The sequence below is a fragment of the Ensifer sp. LBL genome, from assembly GCF_050435225.1.
In the GTDB taxonomy this organism is placed as follows: Bacteria; Pseudomonadota; Alphaproteobacteria; order Rhizobiales; family Rhizobiaceae; genus Ensifer.
The window spans coordinates 718900-744631 of sequence record NZ_JBNDJY010000003.1 but is presented as its reverse complement, the minus strand read 5'-3'; the positions used below and the strand labels follow the sequence as shown (position 1 = coordinate 744631).

Annotated in this window: 20 protein-coding genes; 17 read left to right on the top strand and 3 right to left on the bottom strand. The window is 62.7% G+C overall.

Annotated elements, in window-relative coordinates; all coding sequences use genetic code 11:
- Positions 1–128 precede the first annotated feature (128 nt).
- The 9 genes from dusB to hflX all read left to right on the top strand — a co-directional run bounded on the left by dusB (position 129) and on the right by hflX (position 11673).
- Positions 129–1172, top strand: a complete 1044-nt coding sequence (gene dusB / locus OKW20_RS15200) for a tRNA dihydrouridine synthase DusB (protein WP_429173296.1) — start codon at positions 129–131, stop codon at positions 1170–1172.
- Positions 1169–2320 carry a two-component system sensor histidine kinase NtrB gene (locus OKW20_RS15195; protein ID WP_034795779.1) on the top strand — a complete coding sequence of 384 codons (1152 nt, stop codon included), beginning with the start codon at positions 1169–1171 and terminating at the stop codon, positions 2318–2320. The genes dusB and OKW20_RS15195 overlap by 4 nt, the downstream gene beginning before the upstream one ends.
- Positions 2317–3771: a nitrogen regulation protein NR(I) gene (gene ntrC, locus OKW20_RS15190; RefSeq protein WP_034795776.1), complete on the top strand. Its 1455-nt coding sequence runs from the start codon at positions 2317–2319 to the stop codon at positions 3769–3771. The genes OKW20_RS15195 and ntrC overlap by 4 nt, the downstream gene beginning before the upstream one ends.
- Positions 3772–3992: 221 nt before the next feature.
- Complete coding sequence (locus OKW20_RS15185; protein WP_429173292.1) at positions 3993–6263, top strand: ATP-binding protein; 2271 nt, start codon at positions 3993–3995, stop codon at positions 6261–6263.
- A complete protein-coding gene (gene ntrX, locus OKW20_RS15180) occupies positions 6253–7617 on the top strand; it encodes a two-component system response regulator NtrX (protein WP_043622069.1) in 1365 nt (454 codons plus the stop codon). Before OKW20_RS15185 ends, ntrX begins: the two co-directional genes overlap by 11 nt.
- 49 nt (positions 7618–7666) lie before the next feature.
- Positions 7667–9043, top strand: a complete 1377-nt coding sequence (gene trkA, locus OKW20_RS15175; protein WP_429173289.1) for a Trk system potassium transporter TrkA — start codon at positions 7667–7669, stop codon at positions 9041–9043.
- Between the two features lie 10 nt (positions 9044–9053).
- A complete protein-coding gene (locus tag OKW20_RS15170; protein ID WP_429173286.1) occupies positions 9054–9917 on the top strand; it encodes a D-amino-acid transaminase in 864 nt (287 codons plus the stop codon).
- A gap of 109 nt (positions 9918–10026) precedes the next feature.
- Entirely contained in the window at positions 10027–10269 is a 243-nt protein-coding gene (hfq, locus tag OKW20_RS15165) for an RNA chaperone Hfq (RefSeq protein ID WP_003535434.1), read from the top strand.
- A gap of 78 nt (positions 10270–10347) precedes the next feature.
- A complete protein-coding gene (gene hflX / locus OKW20_RS15160; RefSeq protein WP_043622194.1) occupies positions 10348–11673 on the top strand; it encodes a GTPase HflX in 1326 nt (441 codons plus the stop codon).
- Positions 11674–11754: 81 nt separating this feature from the next.
- Here hflX and mazG read toward each other — a convergent pair whose 3' ends face one another.
- Complete coding sequence (gene mazG, locus OKW20_RS15155; RefSeq protein WP_429173284.1) at positions 11755–12588, bottom strand: nucleoside triphosphate pyrophosphohydrolase; 834 nt, start codon at positions 12586–12588, stop codon at positions 11755–11757.
- 5 nt (positions 12589–12593) lie between these two features.
- Positions 12594–13181: a deaminase gene (locus OKW20_RS15150; RefSeq protein WP_043622088.1), complete on the bottom strand. Its 588-nt coding sequence runs from the start codon at positions 13179–13181 to the stop codon at positions 12594–12596.
- A 230-nt stretch (positions 13182–13411) separates the two neighbouring features.
- On the opposite strand from OKW20_RS15150, the gene cysG reads away from it, so the two are divergent.
- From cysG to OKW20_RS15120, 6 genes are all read left to right on the top strand, one after another.
- Positions 13412–14872: a siroheme synthase CysG gene (cysG, locus tag OKW20_RS15145; RefSeq protein WP_429173282.1), complete on the top strand. Its 1461-nt coding sequence runs from the start codon at positions 13412–13414 to the stop codon at positions 14870–14872.
- A gap of 10 nt (positions 14873–14882) precedes the next feature.
- Positions 14883–15197, top strand: a complete 315-nt coding sequence (locus OKW20_RS15140) for a DUF2849 domain-containing protein (RefSeq protein WP_043622092.1) — start codon at positions 14883–14885, stop codon at positions 15195–15197.
- A gap of 14 nt (positions 15198–15211) precedes the next feature.
- On the top strand, positions 15212–16882 hold the full coding sequence (locus OKW20_RS15135) for a nitrite/sulfite reductase (RefSeq protein WP_402316940.1): 1671 nt from the start codon (positions 15212–15214) through the stop codon (positions 16880–16882).
- Between the two features lie 17 nt (positions 16883–16899).
- On the top strand, positions 16900–17400 hold the full coding sequence (locus OKW20_RS15130; RefSeq protein ID WP_043622098.1) for a DUF934 domain-containing protein: 501 nt from the start codon (positions 16900–16902) through the stop codon (positions 17398–17400).
- A gap of 147 nt (positions 17401–17547) precedes the next feature.
- A complete protein-coding gene (locus OKW20_RS15125; RefSeq protein WP_043622101.1) occupies positions 17548–18360 on the top strand; it encodes a ferredoxin--NADP reductase in 813 nt (270 codons plus the stop codon).
- A 258-nt stretch (positions 18361–18618) separates the two neighbouring features.
- A complete protein-coding gene (locus OKW20_RS15120) occupies positions 18619–20139 on the top strand; it encodes an acetyl-CoA hydrolase/transferase family protein (protein WP_429173278.1) in 1521 nt (506 codons plus the stop codon).
- A 65-nt stretch (positions 20140–20204) separates the two neighbouring features.
- Here OKW20_RS15120 and OKW20_RS15115 read toward each other — a convergent pair whose 3' ends face one another.
- Positions 20205–20822, bottom strand: a complete 618-nt coding sequence (locus OKW20_RS15115; protein WP_429173275.1) for a GntR family transcriptional regulator — start codon at positions 20820–20822, stop codon at positions 20205–20207.
- Between the two features lie 370 nt (positions 20823–21192).
- Between OKW20_RS15115 and OKW20_RS15110 the strand changes: the two genes are divergently transcribed.
- Together OKW20_RS15110 and OKW20_RS15105 are read left to right on the top strand one after the other, a co-directional pair.
- Entirely contained in the window at positions 21193–22452 is a 1260-nt protein-coding gene (locus OKW20_RS15110) for a ferredoxin reductase family protein (RefSeq protein ID WP_429173273.1), read from the top strand.
- A gap of 110 nt (positions 22453–22562) precedes the next feature.
- Entirely contained in the window at positions 22563–25727 is a 3165-nt protein-coding gene (locus tag OKW20_RS15105; protein ID WP_429173270.1) for a c-type cytochrome, read from the top strand.
- Positions 25728–25732 lie beyond the last annotated feature (5 nt).

The following is a 25732-nucleotide window of genomic DNA, read 5'->3' as shown; positions in this document are numbered from 1 at the left end:
TTCGCCGATCTTCGCCGTGATGTACCGCGAAGGGTCGTGCTTTGCCAGCCGAGCTGGGAATTTTGCGCGCCGCGCCGAAATCGCTTGGCAAGTCCGAGAACAATGTCTAAAAATAGTGCAGGAACAACATGTGCCTGAAAGATATGCATTTGCCAATTCCGGCTCTTTCGTCTCCGCTCCGCATCGGATCCATCGAATTCCGCAACCGGGTTGCGCTCGCGCCGATGTCCGGCGTCACCGACCTTCCATTCCGGCGGCTTGCCTGGCGCTTCGGCGCGGGTTTCGTCGTCACCGAAATGGTGGCGAGCCGTGAACTGGTCGGTAATGCCCAGGAATCCTGGGCGCGGCTGAAGAACTCCGGGATCAAGCCGCATATCGTCCAGCTCGCGGGCCGCGAGGCCCATTGGATGGCGGAGGCAGCGAAGATCGCCGCCGACAACGGCGCCGACATCATCGACATCAACATGGGCTGCCCGGCAAAGAAAGTGACGGGCGGCTATTCCGGATCGGCGCTGATGCGCGACCCCGATCACGCTTTGTCGCTGGTCGAGGCGACCGTCAACGCCGTCGATGTGCCGGTGACGCTGAAGATGCGGCTCGGCTGGGACGAAAACTCGATCAACGCGCCGCTGATTGCCAAGCGCGCCGAAGAGGCAGGTGTGAAGGCGATCACCGTGCACGGGCGCACCCGTATGCAGTTCTATAACGGCAAGGCGGATTGGGATGCGATCCGACTGGTCCGCGAGGTCGTCACCGTGCCACTGGTCGCCAACGGTGATGTGGAGACGGTCGCCGACGCGGAGGAGATCCTTCGTCGATCGGGCGCGGACGCCGTCATGGCCGGCCGTTCCTCCCAGGGGCGCCCGTGGCACGTCGGCCTTCTCGCCGGGGCGGTCACGCATCCGTCACCGGCGGAGGTCGCCGATATCTTTGCGGAGCACTACGAAATGATGCTCGAATTCTATGGCGTCGAGGTTGGTTTGCGGCACGCCCGCAAGCATGTCGCCTGGTACCTCGATCGCGCCGCCCCCGACATGGCGGGAGCAGAAAAGGCAGCAATCCTGACATCGACCGATGCCCGTTTCGTCCGCGACAGGGCCTGCGCGGCGATGCTCGACGCCGCCCCGGGCAAGCCGGAAGGCGAGGCGGTCGCAGAAGGAATTGCCGCATGACCGAGAAACCGAGCATGCCTGATGCCGTCGCCAACGGCCTGTCGATGGCGGTATTGAACGCCATCCAGAACCCGGTGATCATGGTCGATGCCAAGGGCCTCGTCGCCTTTGCCAACTGGGAGGCCGAATCGTTTTTCGGCGCCAGCGCCAACCACCTGGCGCGCCATGACATCAGCGCCTTCATTCCCTTTGGTAGCCCGCTGCTGACGCTGATCGAGCAGGTGCGCGAGCGCAAGGCGCCGGTCAACGAGTATCGCGTCGACCTGAGTTCACCGCGCCTTGGGGCCGACAAGCTCGTCGATCTCTATGTCGCCCCTGTACTGTCCGAGCCGGGTGCGGTCGTCGTCGTCTTCCAGGAGCGTTCGATGGCCGACAAGATCGACCGGCAGCTGACGCATCGCGGCGCTGCTCGTTCGGTGACCGGTCTTGCCTCGATGCTGGCGCATGAGATCAAGAACCCGCTTTCGGGCATCCGCGGTGCGGCGCAACTGCTGGAGACTTCGGCGAACGACGAGGATCGCGCGCTGACGCGGTTGATCTGCGACGAGACCGACCGCATCGTTTCGCTGGTCGATCGCATGGAGGTGTTTTCTGACGAACGCCCCGTCGATCGCGTGCCGCTCAACATCCATTCGGTACTCGACCATGTGAAGGCGATCGCAAAGGCCGGGTTTGCCCGCCACATCAAGTTCGCCGAGCACTACGATCCGTCGCTGCCGCCGGTCTATGCCAACCGCGACCAGCTGGTTCAGGTGTTCCTGAACCTGATCAAGAACGCGGCCGAAGCGATCGGCGAACGCCACGACGGCGAAATCCTGCTGACGACGGCCTACCGGCCGGGCATTCGCCTATCGGTTGCCGGAACGCGCGAGAAGATCTCGCTGCCGCTGGAATTCTGTGTGCACGACAACGGGCCGGGCGTCCCTCAGGACCTGCTGCCGCTCTTGTTTGATCCGTTCATCACCACCAAGACCAACGGTTCCGGCCTGGGTCTCGCTCTGGTTGCCAAGATCATCGGCGGCCACGGCGGGATCGTCGAATGCGACAGCCAGCAGAACCGCACCACCTTCCGCGTGCTGATGCCGGCCTCCAAAGGCCAGGCCGCGGATGACGACGACATGCCGATGACAAAAGGAAACCTTGCATGACCGGTGCCACGATCCTCGTCGCGGATGACGACGCCGCCATTCGCACCGTGCTGAACCAGGCGCTGAGCCGCGCCGGCTACGATGTCCGCATCACCTCCAACGCGGCGACGCTGTGGCGCTGGATTGCGGCGGGCGATGGCGATCTGGTCGTGACCGACGTGGTGATGCCGGACGAAAACGCTTTCGATCTTCTGCCGCGCATCAAGAAGGCGCGGCCCGACCTGCCGGTGCTGGTCATGAGCGCTCAGAACACTTTCATGACGGCGATCAAGGCATCGGAGAAGGGCGCCTACGACTATCTGCCGAAGCCTTTCGACCTGACCGAACTGATCGGCATCATCGGCCGGGCGCTGTCGGAGCCGAAGCGCCGGCCGGCAAAGCTCGACGACGACACCCAGGACGGCATGCCACTGGTCGGCCGATCGGCGGCGATGCAGGAAATCTACCGGGTGCTTGCGCGCTTGATGCAGACCGACTTGACGCTGATGATCACCGGCGAGTCCGGCACCGGCAAGGAGCTGGTGGCCCGCGCGCTGCATGATTACGGCAAGCGCCGCAACGGCCCGTTCGTCGCGATCAACATGGCGGCGATCCCGCGCGACCTGATCGAATCGGAGCTCTTCGGCCACGAGAAGGGTGCCTTCACCGGCGCGCAGATGCGCTCGACCGGTCGCTTCGAGCAGGCCGAGGGCGGCACGCTGTTCCTCGATGAAATCGGCGACATGCCGATGGATGCGCAGACGCGTCTCCTGCGCGTATTGCAGCAGGGGGAGTATACGACCGTCGGCGGACGCACGCCGATCCGCTCCGATGTGCGCATCGTCGCGGCAACCAACAAGGACCTGAAGCAGTCGATCAATCAGGGCCTGTTCCGCGAAGACCTCTATTATCGTCTGAACGTCGTGCCGCTACGGCTGCCTCCCCTGCGCGACCGTGCCGAGGACATTCCGGACCTCGTGCGCCACTTCGTCCAGCAGGCCGAGAAGGAGGGCTTGGACGTCAAGCGCTTCGACCATGAGGCGCTGGAACTGATGAAGGCGCATCCCTGGCCGGGCAATGTGCGCGAGCTGGAGAACCTGGTACGGCGCCTGACGGCACTTTATCCACAGGACGTCATCAGCCGTGAGATCATCGAAAACGAGCTTCGCTCCGAGATTCCGGACAGCCCGATCGAGAAGGCGGCGGCGCGCCCCGGCTCGCTGACGATTTCGCAGGCGGTCGAAGAAAACATGCGCCAGTATTTCGCAAGCTTCGGCGAGGCCTTGCCGCCGGCGGGCCTTTACGACCGGGTGCTGGCGGAAATGGAGTATCCGCTGATCCTTGCGGCACTCACCGCCACCCGCGGCAACCAGATCAAGGCGGCCGATCTGCTCGGCCTCAACCGCAACACGCTGCGCAAGAAGATCCGCGAGCTCGGCGTTTCGGTCTATCGCAGCTCACGCAGCGCTTGACTTGGTCACACCCACCGTTGCATTTTCGCCACAATGCGTTGCTTGAACGGATGACGGCCGCCGAATCGCGCGTCGTTGCCGTCCTGTTCAATCGATTTGACCCAATCGATTGACGGGGGTGCAGCGCGGCAGCCCAGCTGGGTGGTGAGGTCAACCTTTGACCCGAGAATGCAAGCAAGAGATGCCGCCGCCGGCCGGCGACGGTTGGGGGAACGCTTTTCATGGTGGACGCAATGGCCTTGCCGCTGGGCACAGATGAGGGACTGGCGGCGCAGGATCGCCGTGGGTCCTTTGCCCTGCCGGGCCTGATGTTGGCAACCGGCGCGCTGATCTGCGCGACCGTTTCCCTGCTCGTGCTTCTCGGTCTGACGCCCATCAAGCTCGAACGAAATGTCGTCATCGCCTGCGCGGCGATCAACAGCCTCTTCGTCGTCGGCCTCATCTATCTGATTGCCCGTGAAATTCTGCGTCTCCTGCGCGCCCGCCACAAGGGGCGCGCGGCTGCACGCCTGCACGTGCGCATCGTCGCGCTTTTTTCGATCGTCGCGATCACGCCGGCGGTGCTCGTCGCGATCTTTGCCAGCATCACGCTCGATGTCGGCCTCGACCGCTGGTTCTCGCTCCGAACCCAGGCGATCGTCCGCTCCTCGATCAACGTGGCGCAGGCCTATGTGCTCGAAAATGCGAGCTATCTGCAGGGCCAGACCGTGTCGATGGCCAACGACCTCGAACGCAATCGCCAGCTCTACAGCCTCGACCGTACGGGCTTTGCCGAGCTGATGACGCGCCAGGCGCGGGGACGCGGCATGCTGGGCGCCTTTCTTGTGCGCGCCGACGGCAGCCCCATCGTGCAGGCCAGCATCTCGACCGACCGCCCGCTTCCGGCCATTCCTCCGGATGCATTGAAGAGCTCCGTCTCCGGCCAGCCGACCCTGATCCCGCCGGGCATCACCAACCTTGTCGGCGCGGTCATCCCGCTTGACGACATTCCCGGCACCTTCCTCTACACGGTTCGCAACGTCGACCCGGAGGTGATGCGCTCGCTCCGGCTGATGGAGGAGAACACCGCCGAGTACAAGATGCTCGAGGCCGGGCGAACCTTCACCCAGATCGCCTTCGGCGTGCTCTATATCGGCTTTGCACTCATCGTATTGCTTGCGGCGATCTGGACCGCGATCGCGGTCGCCGACCGGATTGTCCGGCCCATCCGCCAGCTCATCGGTGCCGCCGACAGCGTTGCCTCCGGTAATCTCGACGTCGTCGTGCCGGTGCGCGCCGTCGATGGCGACGTCGGTAATCTGTCGCGAACCTTCAACAAGATGGTTTCCGAGATCCGCAGCCAGCAGGAGCAGATCCTGGAGGCCAAGGACGAAGTCGACCACCGTCGCCGCTTCATCGAGGCGGTTCTTTCGGGTGTGACTGCGGCCGTCATCGGTGTCGGGCGTGATCGCCAGATCACCATCGCCAATCCGTCGTCCGAGGATTTCCTGAAGAAGGCGGCGCCGGATCTTCTCGGTGCTGACCTGCGGGAGGTTGCGCCGGAGATCGAGGAGGTGCTGGTCGAGGCCGAAGGGCGCCACCGCAACGATTACCGCAAGCAGATCAACGTCATGCGCGGCGGAACCGAGCGCACGCTGAACGTTCAGGTGACGCGGGAAGAGGGCGGCGAGGCGAACGAATCCTACGTCATCACCATCGACGACATCACCGATCTCGTCATCGCCCAGCGCTCGACCGCCTGGGCCGACGTGGCGCGCCGCATCGCGCACGAGATCAAGAACCCGCTGACGCCGATCCAGCTTTCGGCCGAGCGCCTGAAGCGGCGCTACGGCAAGCAGATCAATCAGGACGACAAGGCCGTTTTCGATCAGTGCACCGATACGATCGTGCGTCAGGTGGAAGACATCGGCCGCATGGTGGACGAGTTCTCGGCCTTCGCGCGCATGCCGAAGCCGACAAAGGAACGGGCGGATCTTCGCGCGATCCTGAAGGATGCAGTGTTCCTGCGCGAAATGGGCAACAACCACATCAACTTCGTGCGCGACTTTGGCGAGGAGCCGCTTGAGGGCCTGTTCGACGAGCGCATGCTCGGCCAGGCCTTCGGCAACATCGTCAAGAATGCCGTCGAATCGATCGAGGCGGTGCCGTCGGACGCGGTCCGCGGCCAGCCTGTTATCGTGGCGCGTGCGCGAAGCGATGCGGCGACAGGCCGGTTCGTCGTCGATATCATCGACAACGGCAAGGGCCTGCCCACGGAAAACCGGCACCGTATTCTGGAGCCATACATGACGATGCGCGAGAAGGGCACGGGCCTGGGGCTCGCCATCGTCAAGAAGATCATCGAGGACCATGGCGGACAATTGGAATTGCACGACGCGCCTGCCGAATACGACGGCGGTGTCGGGGCGATGATCCGCGTGATCCTGCCGCCTGCCGGAGAAACCGGGGGCGAAGAGAGTTTGAAGGATAAGGGTGCGAGCGATGGCCGCTGATATTCTGGTTGTGGACGATGAGGAAGATATCCGCGAGATCGTGTCGGGTATCCTGTCCGACGAGGGGCACGAAACGCGCACCGCCTTCGACAGTGACAGCGCGCTGGCGGCGATCAGCGATCGTGTGCCGCGGCTGGTTTTCCTCGATATCTGGATGCAGGGAAGCCGCCTCGACGGCCTGGCTCTGCTCGACGAGATCAAGGGACGCCACCCGGATCTGCCGGTCGTCATGATTTCCGGCCACGGCAACATCGAAACCGCCGTCAACGCCATCAAGCGTGGCGCCTATGATTTCATCGAGAAGCCGTTCAAGGCGGACCGCCTGATTCTGATCGCCGAGCGGGCTCTGGAGAACTCCAAGCTCAAGCGCGAAGTCTCGGAACTGAAGAAGAAGTCCGGCGACCCGGTCGAACTGATCGGCACGTCCGTTGCGGTCTCCCAGCTTCGCCAGACGGTCGAAAAGGTTGCGCCGACCAACAGCCGCATCATGATCCAGGGTCCTTCGGGTTCCGGCAAGGAACTGGTCGCGCGCATGATCCACCGCAAGTCGACGCGGTCCGCTGGGCCGTTCGTGGCGCTGAACGCAGCGGCGATCACGCCGGACCGGATGGAAATCGCGCTGTTCGGGACCGAAGGCACGCCGGGCCAGCCGCGCCGCACGGGCGCGCTTGAGGAAGCCCATGGCGGCATTCTCTATCTCGACGAGATCGGCGAGATGCCGCGCGAGACGCAGAACAAGATCCTGCGTGTGCTCGTTGACCAGCAGTTCGAGCGTGTCGGCGGCACCAAGCGCGTGAAGGTCGATGTCCGCATCATCTCGTCGACCGCCTACAACCTCGAAAACATGATCTCCGAGGGCCTGTTCCGCGAAGACCTCTTCCACCGGCTGGCGGTCATTCCGGTTCGCGTCCCGGCGTTGGCCGAACGGCGCGAGGATATTCCGTTCCTCGTCGACATGTTCATGCGCCAGGTCAGCGAGCAGGCCGGCATCCGTCCGCGCAAGATCGGGGACGACGCGCTGGCCGTGCTTCAGGCGCACGACTGGCCGGGCAACATCCGTCAGCTTCGCAACAACATCGAGCGGCTGATGATCCTTGCGCGCAGCGACGGTCCGGATACGCCGATCTCGGCCGACATGCTGCCGACGGAAGTGGGCGACACGCTGCCGAAGATCTCGGCGCAGGGCGACCAGCACATCATGACGCTGCCGTTGCGCGAGGCTCGCGAAATGTTCGAACGTGATTATCTGATCGCGCAGATCAACCGATTCGGCGGCAATATTTCGCGCACGGCGGAATTTGTCGGCATGGAGCGGTCGGCACTGCATCGGAAGCTGAAGTCGCTGGGTGTGTGAACCGGAATTTCCGGCCAACTTCGCCCGCGCTCGCATGTGAAAGAACGACATGAAGGTAGTCATTTGTGGCGCGGGGCAGGTCGGCTACGGCATTGCCGAGCGGCTGGCGCAGGAAGACAACGACGTTTCGGTGATCGATACGTCGGCAGCGCTGATCGCCAACATCACCGAGAGCCTCGACGTGCGCGGCTATGTCGGCCACGGTGCGCACCCGGACGTGCTGGCCAAGGCAGGTGCCGACCAGGCCGACATGCTGATTGCGGTGACGCTGTCCGACGAAGTCAACATCGTTGCCTGTGAAGTGGCGCACGCGATCTTCAACGTGCCGACCAAGGTCGCACGCATTCGGGCGCAGAGCTATCTCGCGCCGGAATATGCAAACCTGTTTTCGCGCGAGAACGTGCCGATCGACGTCACCATTTCGCCCGAAGTCGAAGTCGGGCGGCTGGTGCTGCGGCGCATTTCTTTTCCCGGCGCGATCGACGTCGTGCGTTTTGCCGACGACCGCATCGCCATGGTCGCCTTCGAGTGCCTGGAAGATTGCCCCGTCGTCGGCACGCCGCTTCAGCAGTTGAGCGAACTGTTTCCCGATTTGCTTGCGACGGTCACCGGTATTTTCCGCAACGGCAAGGTGATTGTGCCGCATTCCGACGACCAGTTGCAGGCGGGCGATATCGCCTATGTCGTCTGCGATCGGGATCATGCGCGTCGCACGCTGGCGCTCTTCGGTCACGAGGAGCAGGAGGCGAGGCGCATCATCATTTTCGGCGGTGGCAACGTCGGCTATTTCGTTGCCAAGGCGATCGAGGAACACCAGCCGCGCACGCGAGTGAAGCTGATCGAGAGCGACCGCGACCGCGCCGTGATGATGGCCGACAAGCTGAGCAGCACGGTCGTTCTCAACGGGTCGGCCATGGACCAGCGAATCCTCGCCCAGGCCGATGTCCAGGACGCCGATCTCGTGGTGGCGCTGACCAACAACGACCAGATCAACATCCTCGGCAGCATGATGGCGAAGCACCTGGGTGCGAAGTCCACGCTCGTCCTCATCAACGAGCCGTCCTACCAGGATTTCGCTGCGACCGCCGGCGTCGATGCCTATGTGAACCCGCGCGCCGTGACCATTTCGCGCGTGCTGCAGCATGTCCGCAAGGGCCGCATCCGCTCGGTCTATGCGGTGCAGAAGGGCATGGCCGAGGTGATCGAGGCCGAGGCTCTCGAAACGTCGCCGCTCGTCGGCAAGGCCCTGCGCGACCTCGAATTGCCCGACGGTATCCGCATCGGCGCGCTCTATCGCGACAAGACGTTCATTCGCCCTGACGGCGCCACCCGGATCAAGGCGAAGGACCGCGTCGTGCTCTTTGCCACCGCCGATGCGGTGCGCCATGTCGAGCAGCTGTTCCGCGTCAGCATCCAGTATTTCTAAGGTCGAGACGATGTCCCGAATTGCCTATGTCAACGGCGCCTACGTGCCGCACGCAGACGCCGGCGTCCATATCGAGGACCGCGGCTACCAGTTTGCCGACGGCGTCTACGAGGTCTGCGAGGTACGACACGGCTATATCGTCGATCTCACCCGTCATCTCGACCGCCTTGGCCGGTCGCTCAGCGAGCTGCGCATCGACTGGCCGATGACCAGGGCGGCGCTCGTCCACGTGATCCGCGAAGTCGTCCGGCGCAACCGGGTAAGGAACGGCCTGTTCTACATGCAGGTCACGCGCGGCGTGGCGCGTCGCGACCACGTCTTTCCGGCGGCGGACACCCGCCCGTCCATCGTCGTGACGGCGAAGCGCACCGATGCCTCGGCCATTGCCAGGAAGGCGACCCACGGAATTGCGGCGATCACGGTGCCGGAAAACCGCTGGGACCGGGTGGACATCAAGTCGGTCGGGCTACTACCCAACGTGCTGGCGCGCCAGAAGGCCAGGGAAGAGGGCGCGCAGGAGGCGATCTTCGTCGATGCCGACGGCACGGTGAAGGAGGGGGCGGCGACCAATGTCTGGATCGTCGATCGTGACGGAAACTTGCGCACGCGGCCGGCGGAACACGGCATCCTCAAGGGAATCACCCGCACCACCTTGATGGATGTGGCGGTGCCGCTCGGGCTCAAAATCGAGGAGAGGGCGTTCTCGGTGGAAGAGATGCTCGCGGCGCGCGAAGTCTTCATTACGGCCGCTACCAGCATCTGTTTTCCGGTGGTTTCGATCGACGGCAAGCCGATCGGCAACGGTCATCCAGGAAGCATAGCACAGAATATTCGCGAAGCCTTTTTCGGCGTTGCGGAAAAGACATTGATTTGATACCAACTCTGAAGAGGTGTCGGGGAAGGTACTTGTGGCGCCTCTGATTGCTGAATTTGACAAAAATGCACCGGCGCGAAACGCCGGCAAATAAGAAAGAAGCGGCGCGATGGCGGAACGTTCTCAAAACTTGCAGGATCTCTTTCTCAATACGGTCCGCAAGCAAAAGATTTCCTTGACAATTTTTCTTATCAACGGCGTCAAGCTTACCGGCGTTGTGACCTCGTTCGACAACTTCTGCGTCCTGCTGCGTCGCGATGGCCACTCGCAGCTGGTCTACAAGCACGCGATCTCGACCATCATGCCCGGCCAGCCGCTGCAGATGTTCGAGAACGAAGAAGCCGCATCCTGACGGGACGTTAGGCACATTACCAAACGTGATTCAAAGTTGTCGTCGATCATTCCGGAGCTCGAGAAGCTCCGCGACGACATGCGCGCGGTCGTCATCGTTCCGGTCTTGAAAAAGACCGGACGGCAGTCCGCAGATATCCTCTCGACCACCACGACACGCTCGGACGAAAGTCGCCTCGAAGAGGCGACCGGTCTGGCCATGGCGATCGACCTTGAGGTCGTGCACGGCGCCATCGTTCCGGTGGCGCAGCCGAAGCCCGGCACCTTGCTCGGCACCGGCAAGATCGAAGAGATCGGCCATATCCTCGTCGAGCTCGACGCTGGCCTTGTCATCGTCGACCATCCGCTGACGCCGGTGCAACAGCGCAATCTCGAGAAGGAATGGAACGCCAAGGTCATCGACCGTACCGGCCTCATTCTCGAAATCTTCGGCCGCCGCGCCTCCACCAAGGAAGGCACGCTGCAGGTCGATCTCGCGCACCTCAACTATCAAAAGGGCCGCCTGGTCCGAAGCTGGACCCACCTTGAGCGCCAGCGCGGCGGTGGCGGCTTCATGGGCGGTCCGGGTGAAACCCAGATCGAAGCGGACCGGCGCTTGCTGCAGGATCGCATCGTCAAGCTTGAGCGCGAGCTGGAGCAGGTGCGCCGCACACGGCAGCTGCATCGCTCCAAGCGCAAGAAGGTGCCGCACCCGATCGTCGCTCTCGTCGGCTATACCAATGCCGGCAAATCGACGCTGTTCAACCGCATGACCGGGGCAGGCGTTCTTGCCGAGGACATGCTGTTTGCGACGCTCGACCCGACGCTTCGGCGCCTGAAGCTGCCGCATGGCCGCATGGTCATCCTCTCCGACACTGTCGGCTTCATTTCCGACCTGCCGACGCACCTCGTCGCCGCATTCCGCGCGACCCTCGAAGAGGTGTTGGAGGCGGATCTGATCCTGCACGTGCGTGACCTTTCTGACCCGGACAACCAGGCGCAGGCAAGCGACGTTCTCAGAATCCTTTCCGATCTCGGCATCGACGAGAAGGAAGCCTCCGAGCGCCTGATCGAGGTCTGGAACAAGATCGACCGGCTCGACGACGAATCGCGCGAGGCATTGCGCGGCAAGGCGGCGACGTCCAACAACACGGTTGCCGTTTCCGCGATCACCGGTGACGGCGTCGACGAACTGCTCGCCGAAATCGGCCGCCGTCTTTCCGGTGTTCTGACGGAATGCACTGTCGTTCTCGGCATCGATCAGCTGCAGCTTCTGCCCTGGGTCTACCAGCACGCGATCGTCGATGGTCGTGAAGACCTCGAAGATGGCCGGGTAAGCCTTGATCTCAGGCTGACCGAGAACGAGGCCTCCGAGCTGGAGCGTCGCCTCGGAAACGGACCGAAGCCGGTCGCGGAAGACTGGTAAGCCATAGCTTTCCCGGGGTCGGCGACCGGCGGCCTCGGTTTTGGCTAACGGGACGCGTGGCGGGCGCGCGTCCCGCTCGTTCTAACCCAGCTGCCGCTCGATTGCCTTGGCTGCCTGCCAGAGTTCTTCCATCCGCTCCAGCGTTGCCTCATCCAGCGTCTCGCCGGCCGCACCGAGCTCACGCTCGATATGGGCGAAGCGGCGGCGGAACTTGGTGTTGGTGCCGCGAAGCGCCATCTCCGGATCGGTGCCGACATGGCGGCCGATATTGACGACGGCGAAGATCAGGTCGCCCAGTTCGTCACTGACCTTGGCGCGGTCTCTTTCGCGCAGCGCCTGGCGCAACTCGCCGATCTCCTCCTCGATCTTGTCGAGGATCGGTTCCGGCTCCGACCAGTCGAAGCCCACCTTTGCAGCGCGCTCCTGCAGCTTCAGGGCTTCTACGAGCGCCGGAAATGAGCGCTGCACCGAGCCCAGATGGTTTGCGGCTGCATCAGGCGCGAGGCCACGCTTGGCGCGCTTTTCCTGCCGCTCGACCTTCTCGGCCTGTTTGATTTCATCCCATTGCAGCTTCACCGCCTCGGGCGTATCGGCGTCGGAGCGGGCAAAGACATGCGGATGGCGGCGGATCATCTTGCGGGTGACCGCTTCGACGACGTCGCCAAAGGCGAAGTCGCCGGCTTCCTCCGCCATGCGGGCATGGAAGACCACCTGCAGCAGCAGGTCGCCGAGCTCGTCGCAGAGGTCATGCATATCGCCGCGCTCGATGGCGTCGGCGACCTCATAGGCCTCTTCGATCGTATAGGGCTTGATGGTCTCGAAGGTCTGGACGATGTCCCAGGGGCAACCGGTCTCGGGCTGGCGGAGCGCCGCCATGATGTCGAGCAGGCCCTTTATGTCGCGTGAAGGTTCCATGGATCTCAGTTCAGCGGAATGGCGTTGTCGTCCTTGCCCGACTGGTAGCTGTCGGACAGGCTCTGGTATCGGGCGCGGATGCGGGCATCCTGGGCGGCGAGCCGATCGCGGGTTTCAGCGTCGGCATCCCCCGAAAGGGCAGCGATCGAGGCGGAATGCCAGAAGGCGTTGTCCTGAGCGTAACCACCTGGTTCCAGCCGGAAGACTTCCTTCAGGATCTTCAGGTCGTGCGGGATCGCAAAGGCGTCGCGCGAATCCTCGTGGCTGAAGAAATAGTAGAAATTGTCGAAGCCGGCCCAGGTAATCGCTGAAAGGCACATGGAGCAGGGCTCGTGCGTCGACAGGAAGATGAGATCACGCGTATCCGGCTTTTCCGCCATCTCGTAGAAGCGCTTCAACGTATGGACTTCGCCATGCCAAAGCGGATTTTCCGTCTCGTTGTTGGTTTCGGCCAGCACCAGAGACAGATCGGACTTGCGCAGGATCGCCGCGCCGAAGACCTTGTTGCCGGCGGCGACACCCTTTTCGGTGAGCGGCAGGATATCCTCTTCGATGACGGTCAAAAGCCGTTCGGCGAGTTCTGGTTTTGTCATGTCACAGGTCTCCGGCAGGTCGTTGACCGCATTTAACGGACGTTGCCCATGCGGCGCAATGGCCGCGCCAAGGTCGGCGATTGAACAGGCTCGGAGATATTTGCTCAAAATGGTGCAGCGCCGAGCAAAACAATACGTGCCTGGAAAGGCATTGAAATTTCTGTTCCTTCAATTGTCGTGCGCCATAAGGGATATTCGCCGCAGCCTGTAGAAGGAACGACCGTCTAACCATGCCGCAGCAGCTCGCCGTTTTCCCCGCATTCTTTCGCGTCGCGCAAAAGCGCGTGGCGGTTTTCGGCAATGGCGACGAAGCCTTTGCCAAGGTGCGGCTGCTGCTGAACACGGAAGCGTCGATCGTGGTCTTCGCCGACGCGCCGGAAGTGGAGTTCGCGCAATACCTTCGTGAACGTGCCATCGAACATATCGCCGCCGCCTTCGTTCCCGAGCAGTTGGACGGCGCCATCCTCGTTTTTGCCGCGACCGGCAATGCCGCCGAAGACCAGCGCATCGTCATCGCAGCGCGCGAACGCAAGATCCCGGCCAATGCCGTCGATCAACCCGATTTCTGCGATTTCTTCACGCCGGCGCTCGTCAATCGTGCTCCGGTTGCCGTTGCCATCGGTACCGAAGGGGCGGGGCCGGTTCTGGCGCAGATGATCCGCGCCCAGATCGATCAGCTGCTTTCACCCTCGCTCGGCGTCGTCGCGTCGCTTGCCGCAAGCTATCGCGAGACGGTCGATCGCCTGGTGCCGCGCGGCGTCGCCCGGCGTATTTTCTGGCGCCGGTTTTTCCAGGGCCCGGTCGCCGACAAGATTGCCGGCGGCGATCTGGCTGCCGCCCGCCGTGAGGCGTCGCGTCTTCTCGATGCGCCTGAGAAGGCGAAAGGCCACGTCTGGCTCGTCGGCGCCGGTCCGGGCGCTGAAGACCTGCTGACGCTCCGCGCCCAGCGCGTGATGATGGAAGCCGACGCGATCGTTTACGATGCCCTGGTGCCGCAGGCGATCGTCGATATGGGCCGTCGCGATGCCGAGCGACTGTCCGTCGGCAAGCGCAAGGGCTGCCACTCCAAGTCCCAAGACGAGATCAACCAGCTGCTGGTGACGCTGGCTGCCGAAGGCAAGCGCGTCGTCCGGCTGAAGTCCGGCGATCCGCTGGTTTACGGCCGCGCCGGCGAAGAGATGGCGGCATTGCGCGAAGCCGGCATCAGCTACGAGATCGTTCCGGGTATCACCTCGGCCTTCGCCGCGGCTGCCGATTTCGAATTGCCGCTGACGCTTCGCGGTGTCGCTTCGTCGCTGGTCTTCACCACCGGTCATGATCTGACCGGCGAAGTTTTGCCTGATTGGGCGCGGCTTGCGGTTTCCGGTGCGACGATCGCCGTTTACATGGGCCGTACCGTCGCCGCGTCGGTCGCCGGTCGTCTGATGCAGGCAGGCCTTCCGCCGGAAACGACGGTTGCCGTCATCGAGAACGCCAGCCGCGCCGATCGCCGTCTGCTGCACGGCACGCTGAAGGACCTTCCGGATCTTGAAAACCGCAGCGAGCTTGCGGGTCCGGTCATGGTCATCATCGGCGATGCGGTCGCCGGCGCCAACTTCGAGCGGTCCGAACCGCTGGTCGCAGGCAAGGTGCGCGGCGAGACGAAAAACGTTGAAGCCGCCTTCGGGCGCGACGAACAGATTTTGAACTGAGGAAGAGGTCATGGTGAGCAAGGTTTTGACGGCAAATCGACTTTCTGACGGCATCTCCGTCTGGCTGGATGCCGCGGGCAACTGGGTCGAGCAGCTTCAGGATGCCTTCATCGCCCGCCATGCCGAGGCCGTCACGGCGCTCGAAGCCACCGGCAAGCAGGCGTTCGACGACAACAAAGTCGTTGATGCGAACGTCGTCGATGTCGAAGAGATCAACGGCGTGCTTCGTCCGCTGCGCATGCGCGAGCGCATCCGCGCCGAGGGCCCGTCGATCCCGTATGCTGCCGGCTACAATGGCCTTTCCGGCCCGAAACACGCTGCCTGAGGAACCGATACCCGATGTACCGCTACGATGAATTCGACCACGCCTTCGTTTCCTCCCGCGTCGAACAGTTCCGCGATCAGGTCGAGCGCCGCCTGAGCGGTGAGCTCGCCGAGGACGCCTTCAAGCCGTTGCGGCTGATGAACGGTGTCTACCTGCAGCTTCATGCCTATATGCTGCGCGTCGCCATTCCCTATGGCACGCTGTCGAGCCGCCAGATGCGTATGCTCGCCCATATCGCGCGCAAGTATGACCGCGGCTACGGTCACTTCACCACGCGCCAGAACATCCAGTACAACTGGCCGCGTCTGTCGGACACGCCGGATATCCTTCAGGAACTCGCAAGCGTCGAGATGCACGCGCTCCAGACCTCGGGCAACTGCATTCGCAACGTCACAGCCGATCACTTCGCTGGTGCGGCTGCCGATGAAGTCGCCGATCCAAGGCCTTATGCCGAAATCCTGAGGCAGTGGTCGAGCGTGCATCCGGAGTTCTCGTTCCTGCCGCGCAAGTTCAAGATCGCCGTCACGGGTGCCGAGCGCGACCGCGCGGCGATCCAGGTTCACGACATCGGCCTGCACCTGAAGAAGGACGAAAACGGCCGCATCGGCTTTGCCGTCTATGTCGGCGGTGGCCAGGGCCGCACGCCGATGATCGCCAAGAAGATCCGCGACTTCCTGCCGGAAGAGGATCTGCTCTCCTACACGACAGCGATCATGCGCGTGTACAACCTGCACGGCCGTCGCGACAACAAGTATAAGGCCCGCATCAAGATCCTCGTGCATGAAACTGGCGCCGAAGAACTGTCGCGTCAGGTCGAGGTCGAATTCGCGGCGCTGAAGGACACTGAGCTGAAGCTGCCGGAGACGGATATCCAGTCGATCTCCACCTACTTCGCGCCGCCGGCTCTCGAAAACCGCGCCGAAGGCTGGGAAAGCCTCGCACGCTGGAAGAAGACCGATCCGGAATTTTCCCGCTGGGTGCAGCAGAACGTGCAGCCGCACAAGCACCCGGACTACGGCATGGTGACGATTTCGCTGAAGCCGATCGGCGGCATTCCGGGCGATGCCAGTGACGCGCAGATGGATGCCGTTGCCGATATCGCCGAGGAATATGCCTTCGACGAAATCCGCGTCAGCCACGAGCAGAACCTGATCCTGCCGCATGTGGCGCTGGCCGATCTCGAGCCGGTCTACCGCGCGCTGGTCGCATCCGGTCTTGCCACCGCCAATGCCGGCCTCATTACGGATATCATTGCCTGTCCTGGGCTGGACTACTGCGCGCTTGCCAATGCGCGCTCCATCCCGGTCGCGCAGGAGATTTCCACCCGCTTCGGCGCGCCCGAACGCCAGGCGGAAATCGGCGAGCTGAAGATCAAGATCTCCGGCTGCATCAATGCCTGCGGTCATCACCATGTCGGCCATATCGGCCTGCTTGGCGTTGAAAAGAAGGGTGCGGAACTCTATCAGATCACGCTTGGCGGCTCCGGCGACGAGAACACCTCGATCGGCGAGATCATCGGCCGCGGCTTCGAGCCAGAAAAGGTGACGGACGCCGTCGAGACGATCGTCGACACCTATCTGGGACTGCGCCGCGACAGGGAGGAGACCTTCCTCGAAGCCTATCGCCGCGTCGGCCCACAACCCTTCAAGGATGCGCTCTACGGCAGCGCGCAGGAAGCTGCCTGAGGCTCCGAGGAACAGACATGACGAAAATCTGGAAGGAAACCGGTTTCGTGGGCGATGATCCCTGGATCATCGAGACGGAAGAAACCAAGGCAGGCTCGAACGAGAAGGCGATCGTCGGTCTCGACGCGTTCCTCGCCAAGGTTGCAGACAGCGACGAAACCGGCCTCGGCGTGGTCATCGCGCCGGCCGACGACGTGACGAAGCTTGCACCACACCTCGATCGCCTGGCGTTGGTGGCGGTCGCGTTCCCGGCGTTCAATGATGGCCGCGCCTTCAGCCATGCGTCGCTGCTGCGCGCGCGTCTCGGCTTTAGCGGCGAGGTGAGGGCGGTCGGCGACGTGCTGATCGACCAGATCCCGTTGATGCTGCGTTGTGGCGTCGAAAGCTTCGCTGTCAGCAATGCTACGGCTCTGAAGCGCTTGTCCGAAGGACGCCTGCCGGGCATTGCCGTGCACTACCAGCCGACCGCCAAACCCTCCGCCGACGCTAAATCCTATAGCTGGCGGCGGGTATCATAGGGTAGGGTTGGCCGCGACAGTGTGAAGCACGCCGAAATTCCCAAAAACGACTATATTTGGAAGAGATTTCCTTTCAACAAGGCGTAGCTTGGAATATCGGCTTATTGTTGATAGACAGGGTCATCATTTACAGGACTTGTAGCTAAGATGAATGCTCCGGCAAAAACGGAAGATTTCGCGATCCAGGCACCGGCAGGCGTCTACGTCGAGACGGTGACCAGCGTTGAACACTACACGGATCGGCTCTTCCGCTTCCGCATGACCCGCCCTGCCGAATTCCGCTTCCGCTCGGGCGAATTCGCGATGATCGGCCTGATGGTCGGCGACAAGCCGGTCTATCGCGCCTATTCGATCGCCAGCCCCGCCTGGGACGAAGAACTCGAATTCTTCTCGATCAAGGTGCCGGACGGCCCGCTGACCTCGCACCTGCAGGGGATCAAGCCGGGCGACAAGGTGCTGATGCGCAAGAAGCCGACTGGTACGCTGGTGCTTGATGCGCTGGTTCCCGGCCGCCGTCTCTACATGTTCTCGACCGGCACCGGCATTGCACCCTTCGCAAGCCTGATCCGTGATCCCGAGACCTATGAAAAGTTCGAGGAAGTCATCCTCACGCACACCTGCCGCGACGTTGCCGAGTTGAAATACGGCTTCGATCTGGTCGAGGAAATCCGCAACCACGAATTCCTGAACGAGATCGTCGGCGACAAGCTGCGCCACTATGCGACCGTGACCCGCGAGGAGTTCCCGTTCAAGGGCCGCATCACCGACCTGATGGTCAACGGCAAGTTCTTCTCCGACCTCGGCCTGCCGCCGCTCGATCCGGCTGTCGATCGCGGCATGATCTGCGGCTCGACCGCGATGCTGAAGGACACGAAGGAAATCCTCGAGGCCGCAGGTCTCACCGAAGGTGCCAACAACAAGCCGGCCGAATTCGTGATCGAACGCGCCTTCGTCGGCTGACCCTTTTTTGTGCAATTTATCGTTCGAGGGGCGCGCCAAGGGTGCGCCCCTCGTCGTTTGAGGCGAAATGCCATCGAGCTATGCGTCGGCGGTAGTTCCGCCTTTCCCATTCTGCGTACCGCCCTGCGGTCCCAGCGGCTATCGTGCTCCTGCAAATCTTCATAGCGTGCGCACGCAGACATGCGAAAATAGGCGCACGACGAACCAAGCCCGCGCCGTCCTGATATGAGCCTCGTGGGCCATTTCTGGGAGTGCCCGATGAGCCATGTTCCACCAACCGACCTGGAAGCCAGGATCCGCTGCAAACCGCTGCGTGATCGCATCGCCACGCCGGAAGAAGCGGCCGCGCTGATCAAGGACGGCATGACCATCGGCATGAGCGGCTTCACCAAGGCCGGCGACGCGAAGGCCGTGCCGCTTGCCATGGCCGAGCGGGCCGCACGGGAGAAGTTTCGCATCACGCTGATGACCGGCGCCTCGCTCGGTCATGACATCGACAAGACGCTGACGGAGGCGGGAGTTCTTGCCCGGCGTCTGCCGTTCCAGTCGGATCCGGTTCTGCGCGCTGCGATCAACCGCGGCGAGGTGATGTTCATCGACCAGCATCTGTCGGAGACCGTGGAGCAGTTGCGCTCCGGCCAGATCAGCCCGATCGACTATGCGGTGGTCGAGGCGGTGGCGATCACCGAAGACGGCGGCATCGTTCCGTCGACATCGGTCGGCAATTCCGCAAGCTTCGCGATCCTGGCGAAGAAGGTGATCGTCGAACTCAATCTCAGCCATAGTCCCGAACTCGAAGGCCTGCACGATATCTTCATTCCGGCGAAGCGCCCGAGCCGCACGCCGATCCCGGTCGTCGCCTGCGACAGCCGCGCCGGTTCGCCCTATATCCCCGTCGATCCCGAGAAGATCGTTGCCATCGTCGTCACCGAGAAGGAGGACAGCGCCGCGCGGATTTCGCCGCCGGATGCCGAGACGACGGCGATCGCCGGCCATCTGATCGGTTTTCTGCAGGAGGAGGTGCGCAAGGGGCGGCTCGACATGACGCTCAATCCGCTGCAGGCCGGCATCGGCGTCATCGCCAATTCGGTGCTGAGCGGCCTGGTCGACAGTCCGTTCCATGATCTGCGTATGTATAGCGAGGTGCTGCAGGACAGCACCTTCGAGCTTTTCGAGGCCGGCAAGCTGAGCTTCGCCTCGGCCTCGTCGATGACGCTTTCCAGCGCCTGGGCTGATCGCGTGTTCCGCAACATCCGCGCCTACAAGGACAAGCTGGTGCTGCGGCCGCAGGAGGTGAGCAATCATCCGGAGATCATTCGGCGCCTCGGTGTCATCGGCATCAACACGGCGCTCGAATTCGATATCTACGGCAACGTCAACTCGACCCATGTCGGCGGTACCGACATGATGAACGGTATCGGCGGCTCCGGCGATTTCGCCCGCAACGCCTTCCTGTCGATCTTCGTCGCGAAGTCGGTTGCCAAGGGCGGGGCGATTTCATCTGTCGTGCCGATGGTCTCCCATGTCGACCACACGGAGCACGACGTCGATATCCTGGTGACCGAACACGGCCTTGCGGATCTGCGCGGCCTGGCGCCGCGCGAGCGCGCACCGGTCATCATCGAGAATTGTTGCCATCCGACCTATCGGGCGCTCTTGTCGGATTACTTCAGCCGTGCCGTTTCTACCCGTGGCGGACAAACGCCGCACATTCTGGAAGAGGCTTTCGATTGGCACGTGCGTCGGCTGAAGACCGGCAGCATGATGCCGGTGGCCTGACGCGTTTTGACGAAACCAGTGCGAAAGCAATCGCTTGCAGTGGATTCTTTTGGTGGAATGCTTGTTCAGGCGTCTGACAGGTAGTTCATCAGCTCAGCCATCGCGGCCGATGCACTTTCCGCGTCGGCCCGCTCGATCGCATCGATCACCGTGACGTGACGGCGGACCGAGCCGGCCATTTTTTCAGGCGAGGACGAAGCAAACCAGATGCGGCGGGCATGTGTCTGCAGCGGCGCAAGCGCTGCAGTCAGGAACCGGTTCGGGCAGGCTTCTTCCATCAGTTCGTCGAACACTTTGTCGGCGACGAGAAAGCCCTCCATATCGCCTGCCTCGAGGCAGGCGGCCATCTCCGCACCGCAGGCTTTCATCGCGCTTCTGTCTTCGGCGCTTGCGTGCGCTGCGACCAGAGCGGCCGCAAGCGGCTCCAGCTTCTGGCGCGTCTGCATGACATGCACCTGGTCGTCCGGCCGGATCGTGGTGATTTGCAAGCCGACGCGGGGACGGATATCCATGAGACCCTGCCAGGCCAGCTTCTGGATCGCCTCGCGAACCGGTGTTCGCCCAAGTCCGGCAAGTTCGATCAGCTGTCTCTCGGTGACCAGGGCGCCGGGCTCGAGCTTCAACGTGACGATCAGGCGTTCGAGCGCGAGGTAGGCGAGGTGAGCCTGGGATTGCGGTGACATGCCGTTCCTTTGGTTCTGATATATCAGTAGCTTGCACGATTTCCTGCAGCCAGGCAAGCGCGCAGATTGTCCTAATTTACGCCGGTCACGAGCCGTGGTTTTCCGGGGTGCGCAATAAAATAAGCGAATGCTTAAAAAATACGAATTTCAAAGGCATGAATAAACGAACCTCATAGAACGTTTCCAATCGGAATCGTGTTGACGAACCGAAATGTGCTTGCCACTCTCCCAACAAGGCCCGCACACGAAAGAGGTGTGAGGGCCGTTGCGGCAAGAACCTGGTTGCATGTTTCCTTGGTCGTTGGCGATCGAAGCCAACAGGAACAAGGTTGGGCAACAACCGTCAGCCATCGGCGTTGAGGGGCGCAAGATGCAAGTGGGCGCGTTTCTGGTCTGGTCCTTGATGGCATTTGCGGCGCTGCTGGCCGTACCCGCAGTCAGTCACACCAATGCATTGACGACGTTTTCGTTGATGGCCTCCTCTGCCGCCTTCGTCGGCATGGCGGTCGCCCAGTTCATGGCCGCGCGCCCGCCGTTCGTCGAAGCGCTCTTTGGTGGCCTCGACCGCGTCTATCATTTTCACCGCAGGATCGGCATTTCGGTGCTCTGCCTCATCCTCGTGCACTATTTCCTGAAACCCGACTTCAAGGGCTTGGCGCTGACGAGCGGGCTGAACCAGCTTGCCGCATCCGCCGGAGAATACGCGTTCTACGGTTTCGTCGTTCTGCTCGTTCTCAGCATCGTCAAGATCATCCCGCGGACGAAGATCGAGATTCCGTACCATCTCTGGCGCTACACGCACCGCTTCATCGGCCTGCTCTTCGTGATGGTCGCTTTCCACCAGATGTTCATCAAGCGTCCCTATGACGGCACCGCGCTTCTGGCTGTTTATCTCAACATGTTCGCAGCACTTGGCATCCTCAGCTACGCCTATACCCAGTTGCTGCCGTGGCTGCGAACCCGTGGCTACGAAGTCTTCGATGTCGCCCGCGAGGACGGGGCGACGGTGATTGCGGCGCGGCCGCTGCGGCGTGCCCTGCGCGCCAAGCCCGGGCAATTCGGTTTTCTGCGGGTGCTGAAGCCGGGGCTGCGTGAGCCGCATCCGTTCACGATTGCCGGTATCGAACCTGACGGCATCGTGCGCTTCGCGATCAAGCCGCTTGGCGATTATACCCAGGCCCTGCGCGACGGCATCGCTGTCGGTGACCGGCTGAAGCTCGAGGGTGGCTATGGCCGCTTCAACCACCGCCGTGGCGGCAACAAGCAGATCTGGCTCGCCGGCGGCATCGGCGTCACGCCGTTCCTGGCGATGGCACGGCATCTCACGGGTGACGAGGGGCAGGACATCCACATGGTCTATTGCGTGCGCGACCGGCGCGAGGCGATCGGCCTGGAAACCTTCGAGGGGCAGGCAGGAAAGCTCGGCAACTTCACGTTTGTCCTGCACGACAGCTCCGTGGACGGTCGTCTGGACGCGGCCAAGCTTGCGAGCGGCAGCGCGATCGATCCGGCGGACGCCGATCTCTGGTTTTGCGGTCCGCCACCTCTCAGGGAGGCGATCGTCAAGGGCCTGAAAGATCTCGGCAAGCGGCCGAAGCGGGTTGAATTCGAGCAGTTTCAGTTTCGATAGTGCAGCAGATTTCAGTAGCGATTCTATTGTTTTAGGGAGTGGGTTTCATGCGCGGTCTGCAGAGAAAGCGAGAAGGCACCTCGTTCTTGTCCGGTTTTGGCCGCGGATCTTTGGCCGCTTCGTTCGCGGCGCTGGTCGCCGTCTCGCTCTGTCCTGCTGGCGCCTCGGCGCGCGATGCCTTCGCGGAAGATGCCTTCTCCACCTACAAGGCCAATGTCGACAACGGCAAGTACATGTTCAACGCTGCAGGCTGCGGCGCTTGCCACGGCTCCGGCGACAACACCGAACTGCTCTCCGGTGGTATGGAGATGAAGACGGCGATCGGCACCTTCTATGCGCCGAACATATCGCCGCACGCCAATGGCATCGGCGGTTGGAGCAATGCGCAGTTTTTGAACGCCGTGCTGGTCGGTCTCGACCGGGAGGGCAACAACCTCTATCCGGTCATGCCCTACACCTCCTATGGCGGTATGAAGCCGGAGGATGCGCTCGACATCAAGGCCTATATCGAGACGTTGCCCCAGGCGGATGCGGCGTCCAAAGAGCATGAGATCGCCTTCCCATTCAGTCGGCAGACGACGATCACGCTGTGGAAGCGCAGCCACTTCACGGTGCCGGCCTACCAGCCGCGTGAGGAGACGCAAGCCGAGCGCGGCCGCTATCTGGTCGAGAATGTCGGCGGATGCGGCGATTGCCACACGCCGCGCACCACGACCTATGGGCTCGACCTGGAGCGCGCCTATGAGGGGGAAAAGGATTTGAGCGGCGCGGTCGCGCCCGACATCAGCAAGGCGAAGATGGCCGGTCTTGCCTCGCCCGACGTTTTCACCAAGGGCTTGATCGAGGAAGGCAAGAAGCTCTCGGGCGCGCCGATCAGCGATCCGGTGATGCGGCGTATCGCCAAGGGGCTGAGCGTACTTTCGGACGACGATCGCCGTGCGATCTATGCCTTCCTTGCCGATCGCGAGGTAAAGGCGCCGGCGCCGGTGGCGCAATCGGTCACGGCCGTCTGCAAGGAGAGCACGGCGACCGAAGCGCTGGGCGGCGGCAATGCGGCGCTGGCGCAACAGGCTGATGCCTTCATCGGCAGATATTGCCGCAATTGCCACGGGCCGGGCGAGAGTTCGCAAGGGAGCTACCCGGCAGGCGACCTCGCTTCGATTGCCGCCGACGCAAACTTTGTGATCCCCGGCGATGCCTTAAAGTCGCGGCTCTATGCGACCGTCGTCAGCGGCCGCATGCCGCTTGGTAAGCGGCCTTCGACCGACGAGATCAAGGTGCTGGAAGACTGGATCAATTCGCTGAATGAGAAGAGCCTGCCGCAAACAGCCGCGGCAAAACCGGACCGTGCACGCCCGATCCTAACCTACGATCAATTCGTCGACGCGGCGCTGAAGGACATCGAGACGGTCAGCGCCCTCGACCGCCCTTACATGCGCTACTTCTCCTATCGCGACCAGTACAACGGCATGATGGGCTGCGAGGACGACCAGACCTTCATGAAACGGATGGACGTGCTTGCCGGCGGCTTCAAGAAGCTTCTGAATTCGCTTTCCTACGGGCAGAAACTGGTGCTGCCGACAGAGGTCGATGGCACCAACGGCTTGCTGGTACGCGTCGATCTGCGCGAACTGCAATGGGATACGGCGGATTATGACTTCCTAATCAAGCGCTACTTCTATGGGGTCGATCCCGACAGCGACGCGTCGCTTTCGGCGCTCTCGAAGGAAACGGCGACGCAACTGCCGATCATGCGGGTCGACTGGTTCATGAGCAACGGCGCGCGGCCGGAGATCTACAACCGTCTGATGAAGTTGCCGACCCAGATCGCCGAACTCGAGAAGCGCTTCAAGATCGACGTCGCCGGCAACATTCGCAGGCGCGACGTGCTGAGGGCCGGGTTTGCCGACGGATCGTCGGGGGTCTCCGACCACAACCGCATGCTCGAGCGGCACGACATGCCGTTCGGCGGCTACTACTGGAAGTCCTATGATTTTGGCGGCGACGTCGGCAAGCAGGTGCTGAAGCGCTTCCCGCACGGGCCGCGAGAACTGGCGCCGCTCGACGCGGGCCTCGTGCCTTTCGAGCACGACGGTGGCGAGATGATCTTCTCGTTGCCGAACGGCCTGCAGGGCTACTACCTCTCGACCTCTGCCGGAAAGCAGCTCGACGTTGGGCCGACGACGATCGTGTCGTTCCGTAAGCGACCGATCGGCAAGGGTGTCGAGATTATCAATGCGCGGTCCTGCGTCGATTGCCACGCCGACGGTATCCTTTCGAAGCGTGATCAGTTGCGCGAGCAGATCGAGACATCGACGCTCTTCAGCAAGGACCAGCAGGACGTACTGCTGGCGATGTATGTGAAGCAGGAGGAACTGGACGAAACCTATCGCAAGGACCGCGAGCGCTTCGTCAACGCGCTGAAGGTGCTCGGCGTCACCGAGCCGACGCCCGACGGCGGCCTCCAGAGCAAGCACGCGCCGGGCGAGGCCGAGATCATCACCTACTTCGCCGACAAGTACGAGGACGAGCTCGATTTCGATGCCCTGGCGGCCGAGTTCGACATGACGCCCAAGCAATTCTCTGAGGCGATCAAGCGGGTTACGAACACCGATGTCCTGCGCCTCGGGCTTGACTGGGTGACGACGCTGGAAGCCGGCGGCACCATTCCGCGCAACGAGGTCGAGCAGCAATATGCGTTGCTGATGGCGCCGCTCACCCAGCGCCGTCCGCTCGACACGACGGCGATCGGTGTTGCCGGGTCCGAGCCGATGGCGGACGCCAAGCCGCAGTCGATCGCCGCCGCCGTGCCGGACTATCGCAAGGAGGATGCGGGGGCTGACCACAAGCTCGAACTGGCGCTGAACGTGAAGTCGACGACGGCCAAGGTCGGCGACGAGCTTTCCTTCGAACTCACTGCCAACCAGGCCTGCGAGCTTCAGATCCTCTATGTCGAGGAGAACGGCAATGTCGAGGTCATCCCCGACGTGATGATCGGCGACACCACGCTTAAGCCGGGCGAGCGGCGTCTGATCCCGCAGCCGGGCACAGGCACGCTCACCTTCGACACGCCGGCGCCGGCCGAAACGATGCTGGCCTTCTGTCGCGCCGGCGGCCTCGGCGACCAGAGGCTGACGGTGGAAAAGGCACGCCAATATGTCGCGACCTCGCGGTTGCCGCCGACGCGGGGGCTGGCGATCAACCTGGCCAAGCGGGCGCAGGGCGATGCTGGTGCCAGCAGTGTTCAGATGGTGACGTTCGAGATCAAGGATTGATGGGC